The following is a 13365-nucleotide window of genomic DNA, read 5'->3' as shown; positions in this document are numbered from 1 at the left end:
AAATTGTTCATGCGGTCATGGCAATTCTGATCATCCTTCAGCGGAAGATTTTATCGATCTATGACATCCTGCTCGACTGCATTGATCTTTGGTCTCCTGGCTCTCTGCAATCCCGTCAGGGCCGACGAGCTGATCGTGGTCGGCACGGGGGATGGCGTGGAGATGCTTCAGGCCGTCGCCAAGCGCTTCCGGGACGTCGAACCGACCATAGAGGTCAAGATTCCTCCCAGTATCGGCTCGGGCGGCGGCATTGCCGCTGTCGGCTCCGGAACGGCGAAGCTGGCTCGCGTCGCCCGTGTGCTCACCGATGCCGAGCGGGCACGCGGCTTGATCTACGTCCCGGTGGCCAAGATATCCTGCGCCTTCTTCGTTCATCCCAGCGCTGGCGTTACGCAACTGAGCGGAGAGCAATTGACAGGCATCTATGCGGGCCGGATTTCCAACTGGAAGGACGTCGGCGGAGCCGACCAGCGCATCCGCGTCGTCCGGCGCGAAGAGGCGGACAGCACGCTCACGACCTTGCGGGCTACCATGCCGGGTTGGCGAAACCTCGAGATCACCGAACGCTCGAAGACGGCGACGTCGACCCAGGAGGCCGTCGAGACGGTTCGCCTGACGGAGGGCACGATCGGCTTCGGGCCGTATAGCCGGCTTCTCGACATCGGCACACAGGTGCTGAAGGTCGACGGCCTCCATCCGTTGGATCCGCGCTATTCGAGCAGCGGTGAAATAGCCTATGTCTACAAGGAAGGTGCGCTGACGCCGGAGGCGGAGAAGTTCATCGCCTTCACCCGCATCCCAGATGCGGGCAGCGTGATCCGGGAGTTCGGCGCCATTCCGACAGCGCCCTGAGCCCGGCGAGACAGCGCTGCTTCAGGGGCGGAGGTTTTCAGTCGTCTGGGTCTGCGGCGCCTTGGGCCAGTTTGCAGAGCGCGCAAAGAAGAAGCCCGCGATCCTGTCCCTTATCGTCCGCTTTGCCACCGAGGCGACGAATGGGTCGGCGTAGCAGGTCGTGCCGGCAGCCTCGCAACGCGCCTGCACCGCCGCCACCATCTCGAAGGAGCCGGCGACGTAGACCGCGTCATCCGGGCGGAGCGCCGGCATATGATCGGTCGGGCGACCACTCAGGATGCCGGCTGCCTTGGCGCCGCTGCTGGTGGGCATGATGCTGGCAACGCCGGTTTCAGCCAACCAGGCCAGCGAGTCGGCCATGTAGAGATTGCGGGCGTCGCGCGCACCGACGATCACGACCATCTCCCGTGACGGCTCGCGGTAACGCGCTGCGCGGGCAATGGCCCAGATGGGAGCCCAGCCGGTGCCGGCTGCGACCAGAACGATACGCCCGGCGCCAGTCCGATGGAATGCACTGCCGTAAGGCCCTTGCACGGTCACCTTGTGCCCTGGGCGGATGCGTGTTCCGAGGTCTGGCGATACGACCCCGCCGACCTGCCGGCGGATCTGCAGGATCAGCTCATTGCGCTCCCCGGTTCCGTCGGTGCGCAAGGTCGGGCTGTAGTCGCGGCTCGGGTACCCGTTGAATTTGCATTTGACGTATTGGCCCGGGAGGTAGGTGAAATCCCTCCTGAGCAGGAGCGTGGCTTCGATGATGTCGGGTGAGATCGGGCGAATGGCCGAGACTGTTGCGGCCAGCTTGCGAACCTCGGGAACCGCATCGAACTGGAGGACGGCGTCGCCGATCACGCGGGCCTGGCAAGCCAACACCGTATCGCCCTGTTGCGTTCCCTGCGCATCGACTTCGCCAGCATAGACCCGGACGCGGCAGGTCTCGCACTGGCCTGTGCAGCAATCATGCGGAATCAGGATGCCCGCGCCCATGGCCGCTTCGAGCAGGCTGTCGCCCCGCGCGACCGCGGCTGCTTTGCCATTCACGACGAGGGATACCTGCTTAGCCATGGCCTACTCTGTTCGCGGTGCTGATCGAGGCGACCTGCCCTGGCTGGATCGCCGCGCGCCTTATCGGACGCGAGGTGGCGATCCAGGCCTTTGTGTGAGCGCCTTCTCCGAAAAGTGGCCGGCTGCCTTAGTGCAGCTTGAGGGTGACGGGGCGAACGTGCCGCGTATGCCGCGTCTGCGTGTGGTCGAACACTGCCACCCAGAGATAAACGGGCGTTCCAGGCTCGAAATCGACATCGTAGGCACTGCCCGTTCTGAGATCACGCGAGGCTTCCAGGGTCCAGTACCCGTCCTTCCAGCGCGCTCCGGCACGGATCTGGGCGCGATCTCCTTCATAGGCACCCAGGATCACCACGCCGGGCATGACGGTGCCGACCGGTATGCGTGCATCGGCCTCTGCGCTGTAGGGGGCGCTGTCGGTCTCGGTAAGCCACCACCGGGTGCCCTCATCATGAATCAGCTCGGGGTTCTTTGCGTCGAACCGGCCAAGAGCGGCCATGGTCGCGGCGGGATCGTTGGGCAACCGTTTCGGCGTGACGGGGCCGGCATAGCCGCCAGGCCCTTCGAAGCCGAAATTATAGCTGTAGAAGGCTCGGCCGGGATCGTTCCAGTATCCCCCTTGGTAACGTGCCCGCTTGGCCGCCTCGTCGGCCGTCGGCTCGCGCGGGGGGCCGATATATTGATCATCCATGTAGCCAAGCAGGCCGCCGCGGGAGGCCTTCCATTGCCACATGTCGATGACCGACCCATCGCCGGTGTAATGGAGGCCTCGCTGATTGAGCGAAGAGGGCTTGTCGTCGAGCGGCTTCGGGCCGAGATGGGTCGCTCCGCCGGCTCCAAAACCGTCTGAGCGCGAGAAGATTACAGCGAACTTGTCCTCGTAGAAATCGACCACATCGGCTTCGCCGGCATGCGTGCCGACGACATGCCAGCCATCCTGCTGCTTGAGCAGGGGAAGCCGGGCGAGCGAGCGCGTCGGGTCTTGCCAGCGGAAGGCAAAATAGATCTTGGCGCCATCGTGCACGGCGCGGATTTCGACGGTCGACTCGCCTGATCCGCCGAGATTGGCCCCCTGCTGCGTCCTGACCCGAACCGGCCGCGCGTTGCGCCAGACGTCTTCGTCGAGCACTCCATCCAGCGTCGGCGGGGTTCGCGCCTGCCCGACGACCAGTTCGTCGCGGCTACCGAAATCGAGCCCGACCGCAGCGGCGGCGACCGGGATTGCGATAACGGTGGCCATCAGCAAAGGCCGCTGGCTGCGTCGCCCCGCTGCCGGCATGAGCCGGGCCGGCCTGAAGATCCGGAGCAGCTGGCGCCAGCCGCCATAGCCGAAATGCGACAGGATATGGACGAGCGTATAGGCGAGCATGCTCATTGCCGCCGTCACATGGACGGAAACAACCCAACCGCCGAAGCCGAGATATAGCAGGATGCCCGTCACGGTGAGCACGATGACCAGGGCATAGAGCAGCCAATGGAGCAGGATGTTCGCGCTCATCCAGCGCAGCTTTGACGTGGTGGCCATCCGCCACATCTTCAGCCGCCGAAGAGCGACGCGATTGCCGAGGCCGCTGAGCGCCATATAGGCGAGATAGGCCGTCGATGCCCCGAAAAGCGTGAGGCCGGCGATGATATGGACGCTCCAGATCTCGCCCTGCGGCAAGATCGGCGCCATCCATCGCGAAATCACGGCATCGAGCGCATCGGCGGAAATGCGCAATCCGGTGGCGAGGCTCACCATCACGGCCCCCACCGTCAGCCAATGCAGCAACAGCGTGCCCACATCGGTTGATGGCCAACTCGCTTCCGACGGGGTTTGCCGGTTCGGTGTCTCCCGTGCGGCGGTTGACGTAAGCTGGGCCTCGCGCACTCGCGGCCTTTCGGCTGAGTCCGTAAGCTCCACGTTCGACCCGGTCATGATCAACCTCGATCTGGCAGGACGCGTCGACATGAAGCCCCCCGACTGCATGGTTAATGAAACTTAACTGCGTTCTGGGGGCAAGCTCGTCATCCGGCTAGCCACAGGGACTGTTGATCCGTCTCGAACGTCGCAGGGCGTTGCCGCGGACTAGAGCGGGATGGCGCCTGAATGCGAGCAAGCCATCGATCTAATGTTGGGCGGGCAAAAGAGGGCTCAACCGCGCCTTACGAAAAGGCCTGCGCCAGTCAGCGTCTGAAGGGCGAGGGCAGGGGTCGTCATGATGCAGACGGCGAAGCCCGGCGCCGCGTGTGCCTGGCATCAAGAGCAAAGCGGCACGGCGCAAGCGCACCCGCTCCGCTCATTGCCCTCAGCCGGCCAGCCCGGAGTGACGCTTCACAAAAGCATAGGCGCTGGCCCAGGCACCTGCGTTGGCCTCTGCATTCGCGGCGGGCGTTCCGCCCATGGTCGAAGAGGTCCCGTTCATCGGGTGGCGATGGGAGATGCGCGTGGCCGGGGTGTAGGGGAACAGGATGGAATGCCCCGCTTCGGACCAATTCTCCCAGACGACCTCATGCTGATGGCCAGCAGCCATCAGGCTCGACTGCACGATGAGGGAATAGAGGTCCGAGGGCCAGGCACCATCATCCCCGCCTGAGAGCAACAGCACCGGGCCGGCAATCCGCTCGGCCGGAATCCGTGCGCGCGCCATTGCGCGGGGATCACCGAGCGCCGTGCGCATCGCATCGGCATTGCGGCGCACACCCGCGGCTTCGTCATAGGGCTTCCAGCTCGCCGTGGCGTTGTCCTGCCATTGATGGACGAGCGGCTTGCCATCCAGCGTCCAGCAGGGGCCGTCGCGGCCGAGTCCCGGTGCAGGATCGGCGGCGGCCTGCCCGCCATGGACGAAGGCGCTCGGCACATAGCCCAGCACCGCCGATACCTTTTCGGGAAAGCTCGCACCGAGCAGCAGCGCGAGCTCGCCGCCGCGTGATTGCCCGGCGACCGCGACGAAATCGTTCTTCGGGCGCACCGCGGCGCGCAGCCAGTCGAGTCCTCCAGCGAAATATTCAAGCGGCGTGTTCGAGATGTATTTCGGCAGGCCGGGCGCGCCGAAATAGCCGAGCGCCAGTGCCGCGACGCCACGCGAGGCCCAGAGCGCCGCGCGCGGTTCGTTGATGCCGCCGCCGGAGCCGTTGAGGATCATGATCGCCGGGTGCGGCCCATCCCCCGCCGGCAGGAAGAGCGTGCCGACGAGCCCATCCTCTGACACGGGGCGGCGCACGACCCCCTCGGCCATCAGAACCTGAGTGAAGCCAGCCGAGGCAACGGGCTGGTCGCCGAGGCGGGCGGAGAGCGTCGTCTCCAGCGGACGGGCCATGTCGGGATCGAACAGGTCGCCGGTCCCGGTCTGGGCCCAGATCAGCCCCATTGGCTCGACGCCGGCATAGTCGCCGCGCAACGGCGCATCCCGCATCAGGTCGACGGTCCCATCGGCCGCGGCGATGAAGACCGCGTCTGCCCGCCAGAGCTGGTCTCCCCGCAGCGTTTCCGCTGCGAGGGTCACCTCGGCGCCCGCCGGCAACCCGGAGAGGGCAATCCGGCGGGGCACGTCGATCAGTTCGACGGCGGGTTCGACGATCAGCGCGACGGCCATAGCTGCGACCGTCACTTCGCCTTGCTGACCTGCATGGCGACGGTACGGTCGCTGTTCCAGGGCACGACCTTGAGGTCCGGCCGGCTCGCCCAGATGTTCTTGTAATGGTAGAGCGGGATGATCCCGGCATCGTCCATCACTACCTTGACGGCGTCCTTGATGATCGCTTCGCGCTTGGCATCGTCGAATTCGGCGCCGGCCTTGGCGAGCGCCTCGTCCAGCCTGGGATTGCTGTAGCGGCCCCAGTTCGAGGCGCCGAGCCCCTTCGCCGGATCGACGGTCGCCAGGATCGAGGTCATGGCATAGGTGCCCTCGCCGGTGCCGTTGCCCCAGCCGATGATGCTCATCGCGTATTCGTTCTTGTTGGCGCCGCCGACATAGACCGAGAAGGGCACGACCTCGACCTGGGTCTCGACGCCGATGCGGGTCCAGAACTGGGCGACGGCCTGCGCGGTCTCGGGCGCCAGCGGATAGCGCTCGCCCGGCACATGCATGGTCAGTTTGAAGCCGTTGGGATAGCCGGCCTCGGCCAGGAGAGCCTTCGCCTTGTTCGGATCGACCGCGATCTTGGCGTAGTCGGGATTGTAGCCGAAGGTGCCTTCCGGCATCCACTGCGTCGCGACCGTCACGCCGCCTCGCGCGACGCGGTCGGCGATCGCCTCGCGGTTGATCGCCATGTTGAGCGCCTGGCGGACACGCGCGTCGAGCAGCGGGTTCTTGTCGAGCGGCTTGCCGGCCTTGTCCGTGAGGAATTTCGACGGTGCGGGATTGAAGCTCGGCTGCAGGATCAGCGCGCGCAGACCGGGATAGGACCAGACCTTGACCTTGGGGTTTTTCTCCAACTTCTCGATGTCGGAGAACGAGACCTTGTCGATCACGTCGACATCGCCCGACAGCAGCGCCGCGGTGCGCGCCGCCGGATTGGCGATATAGCGGTAGCTGACCTTGTCCCACTCGGCCTTCTCGCCCCAGTAGGTGTCGTTGCGCTTCATCTCGACGCGGTCGCCGGGCGTGTAGCTGACGAAGGCATAGGGGCCGTCGACCACCATCGCCTTGCCGCTGTTGTAGTCGTCGGTCGTCGCCTTCTGGCCGATATGCTTGCTGACGATGTAGATGCTGGAGATGTTGATCGGCAGCAGCGGGTCCGGCTCCTTGGTGGTGATCACCAGCGTATGCGGGTCCTTGACCTCGACCTTGGCGACACTGCGCAGGAAGCTCTTGAAGCTCGCTGCAGAGCCCGGCACGTTCTGGGCGCGCTCGTAGGAAAAGGCGATGTCCTCGGCTGTCACCGGCTGGCCGTCGGTCCAGACCGCCTTGTCGCGGATCTTGAATTCCCAGGTGGTGGGCGAGGTGTTCTTCCAGGCCGAGGCGAGGCCGGGGGCCAGGCCGCCGATCGTCTTCTGCGCGACGATGGCGGGCCAGAAATGCTGCGCCACCGAATGGTCGCCGGCATAGTTGTTGAGCTGGGGATCGATGGCCGAGACCGGATCGGCGAAGCCGATGCGCAGATCGTCCGCCCGGGCGGTCCCCGCGGCGACGATCAGTGCCGCGGACAGGGCAAGCCTACTCAGTTTGGTCATGCGATCTCTCCTGTTTGCGCGCGGGCTGGAACCGCGGAAGCGTCGTTGAGGTGGCAGGCGGAACGGTGGCTCGGCGCGATCGCGCGCAGGACGGGCTTTTCGACACGGCAGCGCGCGAAGGCGGCCGGGCAGCGCGGGTGGAAATGGCAGCCGGGCGGCGGCGCGGCGGGGCTCGGAATCTCGCCCTTGACCGGAGCATAGACCCGCCGGCGCTGCTTCAGGTCGGGGATCTCCGCCAGCAGTCCGCGCGTATAGGGGTGGTTGGGACTGCCGAAGAACCGAGCGGCGGGCGCGTCCTCGACGATGCGACCGAGATACATGATGACGACGCGGTCGGCGATGTGCTGGACGACGCGCAGATCGTGGCTGATGAAGAGATAGGTCAGGTCGAGATCGCGTCGCAGCTCCATGAACAGGTTCAGGATCTGAGCCTGGATCGAGACGTCGAGCGAGGCAACCGACTCGTCGCAGACCAGGAAGCGCGGCTGCATGGCGAGCGCACGGGCGATCGAGATGCGCTGGCGCTGCCCACCGGAGAACTGGTGCGGAAAGCGCTGGCGATAGGCGGGATCGAGCCCGGCCCGGCGCATCTGCGCGCAGACATAGTCGTCGAGTTCGGAGCGACCGACCATGCCGTGGACGAGCGGCGCCTCGCCGATCGCCGCGGCGACGCGCATGCGCGGGTTCAAGCTCGCCTGCGGGTCCTGGAAGATGAGCTGCACGTCGCGATGAACCGAGCGGTCACCCTGCGGATCGCGCCCGAAGACGCGAACATCGCCGCCGCTCGGCGGCAGCAGTCCGGCAGCGATGCGCCCCAGGGTCGACTTGCCGCTGCCGGATTCGCCGACGAGGCCGACGAATTCGCCGGTCGGGATGGTGAGGTCGATACCGTCGAGCGCATGGATGACAGGCTGACGCTTGGCGAGACGCAGCTTGACCGCAAGCCCGTCCGCACGGCCGAAACGGCGGCTCAGGTCGCGCGTCTCAAGCGCGGGAGCGGAAGAGGAAGCGATCGTCGTCATGCCGCCACCTCGGCGAGCGAAGCCGGGCCGGAGAGAGGGTGGAAGCAGCGCAGCTTGTGTTCGCCTTGCGTGAAGGCGGGCTGGCGGGCGCAATCATCGGCACGGCGCGCGCAGCGCGGCCCGAAGGCGCAGCCATCAGGCGGGTCGACCATGTCCGGCGTGGTGCCGGGAATCTGGACCAGCATCGAGCCCGGCGCACTCGCGCCCGGCAGACTGCCGATCAGCCCGGCCGTGTAGGGGTGGCTCGGCCGGTCGAGAACCGCATCGGCGCCACCCTGCTCGACGATGCGGCCGGCATACATCACGGCGATCTCGTCGGCGATGCCGGCGATGACCGAGAGGTCGTGGGTGATCCAGAGCAGCGCAGTGCCGCTCTCGCGGGTCAGTTGCTGCACCTCGGCCAGGATCTGCGCCTGGATCGAGACATCGAGCGCGGTCGTCGGCTCGTCGGCGATGATCAGGTCGGGCCGGTTGATCAGTGCGATGGCGATGGCGACGCGCTGGCGCATGCCGCCCGAGAGCTGATGCGGATAGGCGTCGAGCCGCGCCTCCGGGCTCGGGATGCCCATAGCGCCCAGCAGATCCCGCGCGCGGATGCGGGCCGAGGCCTCGTCGATCGTTTCGTGGGCGCGGATCGTCTCGATCATCTGTGTGCTGATCCGGAGCACCGGGTTCAGCGTCATCATCGGGTCCTGAAAGACCATGGCGATGCGGTTGCCGCGCAGGCGGCGCAGGCTCTCCTCGTCGAGCTTTGTCAGGTCCTGCCCGCGGAACAGGATCTCGCCGCCGACGATCCGGCCGGGCGGATCGATCAGCCCCATGATCGAGAAGCCGGTCACGGACTTGCCCGAGCCGCTCTCGCCGACGAGGCCGAGCGTCTCTCCGGCACGCAGCGTGAAGGAGACGTCGCGCACGGCGTCGAGATCGCCGCGATCCGTGCGGAAGCGGGTGCGCAGATTAAGGACTTCGAGCAGCGGCGCGGTCATTTCAGCGCCCTCGGATCGAGCACCTCGCGCAGGCGGTCGCCGACCAGATTGATCGCGACGATGGCGGTAAGCAGCGTCAGGCCCGGAAAGAAGCTGATCCAGTATTCGCCCGAGAGCATGAACTGGAAGCCGTTGGCGATCAGCAGGCCCAGCGAGGGCTGCGTCACCGGGGCGCCCAGGCCGAGGAAGGAGAGCGTCGCCTCCAGCGTGATCGCGCGCGCGACCTGCAAGGCGGCGATGACGAGCAGCGGCGGCAGGCAGTTGGGCAGGACATGGCGCAGCAGGATGCGCGAGGTCGGAAGCCCCAGCCCCCGCGCCGCCTCGAAATAGTCGCGCTTGCGCTCGACCAGCGCCTGGGCGCGCGCCGTGCGGGCGTAATAGGCCCATTCCAGCAGCACCAGCGTCAGCACGACATTGCCGATGCCCCGGCCCAGCAGCGCGAGCATCAGCAACGCAACGAGGATCGAGGGCAGTGACATCAGCAGGTCGACGAGCCGCATGATCAGCGCATCGACGAACCCGCCGCTCCAGGCCGCGATCAGGCCGAGCAGGATGCCGAGAATGCCAGCCAGCACCGCCGAGCCGACGCCGACCGTGAGGCTGGTGCGCAGTCCGTAGAGGATGGCGGAGAAGAGATCGCGGCCCTGGCCGTCGGTGCCGAGCCAATAGGTGAGATCGCCGCCCGAGGAGGCCGAGCCGGGTGGAAGCCTTGCGTCGAGCACGTCGATGGCCGCGAGGTCGAAGGGGTTCTGCGGCGCGATCTGTGCGGCGAAGACGGCGCCAAGGATCAGCAGCGTCAGCAGGCCAAGCCCGATCACGGCCGCAGGCGCCCGCAGGAAGCGGATGAGCGCGCTGATCGCGGGGCGGCGGCCGGTGACGACGGGAACGCTCGTCATGCCGAGGCCTCCTCGCGGACGCGCGGATCGAGGATGCGGTAGAGAATGTCGACGACGAGATTGATGACGACAAAGAGCGTCACGACCACGAGCAGGTAGGCCATGACCACCGGCCGGTCGAGCGCGTTGATGCTGTCGAGGATGAGCTTGCCGGAGCCCGGCCAGGCGAAGATGCTCTCGGTCACAACCGCGAAGGCGATGGTCGAGCCGAGCTCGAGCCCGAGCACCGTCACCAGCGGGATCATGATGTTGCGCAGGATGTGCATCATGACGATCCGGCCGCGGCGCAGCCCCTTCGCCCGCGCAAAGCGGACGTAATCGAGCGGCAGCACCTCGCGCACGCCGGCCCGCGTCAGCCGGATCACCAGCGAGACCTTGAACAGCGACAGGTTGATCGCCGGCAGCAGCAGGTGGCGCCAGCCATTCAGTGTCAGGAAGGACCATTCGACGCCGAAGACACGCACCGTTTGGCCGCGCCCGCTTGCCGGAAGCCAGCCGAGCGACACGCTGAAGGTCATGATCAGCAGGAGCCCGACCCAGAAGGTCGGCAGTGAGAAGCCGAGGATGCTGCCGGTCTGGATCAGCTTCGAAAATGGGCGCTCGGGATAGAGCCCGGCATAGAGCCCGAGCGGCACGCCGAGGGTGATCGCGAAGATCGTCGCGGCGAAGGCAAGTTCGAGCGTTGCCGGCAGGCGCTGCAGGATCAGCGTCACAGCTGGGACGTTGTAGACGAAGCTGCGGCCGAGATCGCCCCGCAGCGCACTCGCTGCAAAGCTGAGATATTGCTGCCAGAGCGGGCGATCGAGGCCGAGCTGCGCGATGAGCTCGGCACGGTCGGCCTGCGTCGCGTCAGGCGCAAGCAGAATGTCGGCGGGATTGCCAATGGCGTGCATGCCCAGGAACACGACGAGCGACATCGCCACGATGACGAGGAGCGCTTGCGCGATACGTTGGAGCAGCCAGCCAAGCATCAGACCGGAACCGCCGTCTCTTCAGGCAGGATCGGCACCCACTCGTCGCCGAAGATCTCGGGCTCAGCGTAGTCCTGCCCGCGCTGGAAATGGCTCTCCACATCCTCGACATAGAGTCGCCCGGCGATGGCCTGCGAAAGCCGCAGGGCTCCGTCGCTGATCGCCGGAATGTCGCCGGACACGGTGCCGTGGGACATCATCGCCGGATAGCAGAAGCAGTGCACACGGGCGAGGCCGGGGCAGGTGCCGGGAATCTTGGGCAGGAACTCGAAGGCCGGGCCGAGATCGGGCATGGCGCCGAGGCTCTCCTCCGCATCGGGCGGAACGCCGCGATCGACCCAGTTGCGGGCGCATGCGGCGATTTCCGAGAGGAAGGGACGATTGCCCCAATCGACCTTGAAGCCGGTCGAGAAGATGACGAAGTCGTACCGCATCGGGCCGATGCTGGTCTCAAGGACGACCTCATGGCCTTCCATCCGGGCCGAGACCAGCGAGGTGCCGAGCCGGAAGAAGGCGTTGGGATGGCCGGAGACGCGCAGGACGCTGGCGCGCGGGGGAGGCACCTGCTCGCGAGCGACATAGCTGTTGATCCGCCACTTCCAGTCATCGGGCAGATAGCGATACCCGGCAACGGCGCCGGCATGGCCCATGCCCTTGCCGCGATTGATGCGCGGCAGGTCCCGACGCCGGATCAGCAGGTCGACTTGCGCCGCGCCGGCTTCGAGCGCCGTGCCGGCGCTGTCCATCGCCGAGGCGCCAGCGCCGATGACGGCGACGCGCTTGCCGCGCAGCTCGGCGTAATCATTGGGGTCGGAGGAATGGGCCCAACGCTCGCGCGGCAGATCGCGGGCGAGCTCGGGCACGACCGGACCGCCGAGCCCGTCACGGCCGGTCGCCAGCACGACATGGCGGGCGCGCACATGGCGAGGCCCCTTCTCCGTCGCCATCTCGACCGCGATATGGTCCGGATGCAGGCGGATCGCGGTGACGTCATGGCCGTTGCGGACATCGAGGCGCAGCACGTCGCGGAACCAGCGCAGATAATCCATCCACATCAGGCGCGGGATCTTGTCGAGCTGCTCCCAATCCTCGGCGCCGAACTGCGCCTCGAACCAGGCCCGGAAGGTCAGCGATGGAATGCCGAGCGCCGGCCCCGTCAGGGTCTTGGGCGAACGCAGCGTCTCCATGCGCGCGGTCGTTGCCCAGGGGCCTTCGAAGCCCTTCGGGCGGCGATCGTAATTGACGGCGCGCACGCCGATGTTGCGCAGCGCGCCTGCCGCTGCCAGCCCGGCCATGCCGGCGCCGATGACCGCGACGTCGAGCAGCGGCTCGCCCTCGGCGCTGCGCGCGGGCACCCACTGGGCGGCCGGGAGAGTCAGCAGTTCGAGTTCGCGGGCGACGCGGCGGTTCAGCGCTGCCAGCCCCTCGGGAAAATTGTCTTGATCGGCTGTCACAGCCGCATCTCCTGTTTGGTCAGCGAGGCGAGGAGGGCGTGGTGCTCCTCGGGCGGGATCAGGGTGAAATCGTCCAGCCGCTCCTGCGCCGCAATCTGCAGCGCCGCGATCAGCTCGCGGGCCTTGTCGGGGACGGCGACGCCGCGTGCCGTCACCACCCCGAAGCAATAGGGGATCGGCGTCGCCAGCGGCAGGATGCGGACGCCCGGCGTCGGGCGGCCGGTCAATGTCAGCGGCTCGACGATCGCCACACCTGCTCCGGCCTCGATGAAGGAGAGCGCATTGATCGTCGAGGTGGTGCGGACCCGGACGCGAACATCGACGCCGGCTGCGTTGAGGGCTGCGCGAATGCGCGCGGGCACTCCGCGGCGCATCGACATGCCGACGAGACTGCGCCCGGCGAGCGCTTGCAGCTCGACGGGCCCTTCGCGACGCGCCAGCGGGTCGCCTTCGGGCACGGCCAGGACGCAAGGCGCGGTGCCCAGCCACTCGACGGTGAGATCGCGATGCAGCAAGGGCGCGCTGGTCGCGCCGATCTGGGCAGTGCCAGACATCACGGAGTTCTGGACGCGGTCGGGATTCTCGACCTCGATTGCGAGCCGCGGCGGCTCGTCGAGGCATCCGATCGCCTTCCAGGCATCGGTCAGCAGCCCGAAGGCAAGGGCGGAGACTGCGGAAACCCGGATAGGCGGCTCGGCCTCGCCGACGACTTCGCGGGCACGCTCCCACAGATTGACGAAACCGGCCAGCGCCCGCTCGACATCGTCGCGCAGCACCATGCCCTTCGGCGTCAGGACCAGCCGCTGGCCGGCGCGCTCGAAGAGCGGCTGGCCGAGGTCGCGCTCCAGCTCCTGGATCATCCGGCTCACCGAAGGTTGCGACACGCCGAGATGGCGCGCCGCCGCGGTGACGCTGCCCAGTGAGGCAACCTGCAGATACGCCTCGAGGGTCTTGAGGCGGCTCATTG

At 67.0% G+C, this 13365-nt stretch carries 11 protein-coding genes; 1 reads left to right on the top strand and 10 read right to left on the bottom strand.

Annotation, left to right across the window (positions count from 1 at the left end; translation table 11 throughout):
• Positions 1–60 precede the first annotated feature (60 nt).
• Entirely contained in the window at positions 61–852 is a 792-nt protein-coding gene (locus AB4Z10_RS03575) for a PstS family phosphate ABC transporter substrate-binding protein (RefSeq protein ID WP_441469005.1), read from the top strand.
• A gap of 21 nt (positions 853–873) precedes the next feature.
• On the opposite strand, the gene AB4Z10_RS03570 is transcribed toward AB4Z10_RS03575, so the two are convergent.
• The 10 genes from AB4Z10_RS03570 to AB4Z10_RS03525 all read right to left on the bottom strand — a co-directional run bounded on the left by AB4Z10_RS03570 (position 874) and on the right by AB4Z10_RS03525 (position 13363).
• Positions 874–1914 carry a 2Fe-2S iron-sulfur cluster-binding protein gene (locus tag AB4Z10_RS03570; protein WP_441469004.1) on the bottom strand — a complete coding sequence of 347 codons (1041 nt, stop codon included), beginning with the start codon at positions 1912–1914 and terminating at the stop codon, positions 874–876.
• Between the two features lie 127 nt (positions 1915–2041).
• Positions 2042–3697 (bottom strand): ethylbenzene dehydrogenase-related protein, encoded by a 1656-nt coding sequence (locus AB4Z10_RS03565; RefSeq protein WP_441469003.1) that lies wholly within the window; start codon positions 3695–3697, stop codon positions 2042–2044.
• Positions 3698–4202: 505 nt separating this feature from the next.
• Positions 4203–5504, bottom strand: a complete 1302-nt coding sequence (locus AB4Z10_RS03560; protein ID WP_441469002.1) for an acyl-CoA thioesterase/bile acid-CoA:amino acid N-acyltransferase family protein — start codon at positions 5502–5504, stop codon at positions 4203–4205.
• The gene (locus tag AB4Z10_RS03555) at positions 5501–7069 is read right to left on the bottom strand and encodes an ABC transporter substrate-binding protein (RefSeq protein ID WP_441469001.1); all 1569 of its coding nucleotides are present in this window, start codon (positions 7067–7069) and stop codon (positions 5501–5503) included. The genes AB4Z10_RS03560 and AB4Z10_RS03555 overlap by 4 nt, the downstream gene beginning before the upstream one ends.
• Positions 7066–8091: an ABC transporter ATP-binding protein gene (locus AB4Z10_RS03550; protein ID WP_441469000.1), complete on the bottom strand. Its 1026-nt coding sequence runs from the start codon at positions 8089–8091 to the stop codon at positions 7066–7068. The genes AB4Z10_RS03555 and AB4Z10_RS03550 overlap by 4 nt, the downstream gene beginning before the upstream one ends.
• A complete protein-coding gene (locus AB4Z10_RS03545; RefSeq protein WP_441468999.1) occupies positions 8088–9077 on the bottom strand; it encodes an ABC transporter ATP-binding protein in 990 nt (329 codons plus the stop codon). Before AB4Z10_RS03545 ends, AB4Z10_RS03550 begins: the two co-directional genes overlap by 4 nt.
• Positions 9074–9973: an ABC transporter permease gene (locus AB4Z10_RS03540; RefSeq protein WP_441468998.1), complete on the bottom strand. Its 900-nt coding sequence runs from the start codon at positions 9971–9973 to the stop codon at positions 9074–9076. The genes AB4Z10_RS03545 and AB4Z10_RS03540 overlap by 4 nt, the downstream gene beginning before the upstream one ends.
• The gene (locus AB4Z10_RS03535) at positions 9970–10944 is read right to left on the bottom strand and encodes an ABC transporter permease (RefSeq protein WP_441468997.1); all 975 of its coding nucleotides are present in this window, start codon (positions 10942–10944) and stop codon (positions 9970–9972) included. The genes AB4Z10_RS03540 and AB4Z10_RS03535 overlap by 4 nt, the downstream gene beginning before the upstream one ends.
• Entirely contained in the window at positions 10944–12398 is a 1455-nt protein-coding gene (locus tag AB4Z10_RS03530; RefSeq protein WP_441468996.1) for a SidA/IucD/PvdA family monooxygenase, read from the bottom strand. The genes AB4Z10_RS03535 and AB4Z10_RS03530 overlap by 1 nt, the downstream gene beginning before the upstream one ends.
• A complete protein-coding gene (locus AB4Z10_RS03525; protein ID WP_441468995.1) occupies positions 12395–13363 on the bottom strand; it encodes a LysR family transcriptional regulator in 969 nt (322 codons plus the stop codon). Before AB4Z10_RS03525 ends, AB4Z10_RS03530 begins: the two co-directional genes overlap by 4 nt.
• Between the last annotated feature and the right edge of the window lie 2 nt (positions 13364–13365).

The organism is Allobosea sp. RAF48 (assembly GCF_052114025.1).
Classification (GTDB): domain Bacteria; phylum Pseudomonadota; class Alphaproteobacteria; order Rhizobiales; family Beijerinckiaceae; genus Allobosea.
Note: the sequence above shows the minus strand (reverse complement) of the source record. Positions and strands in the feature narration are given on the sequence as shown.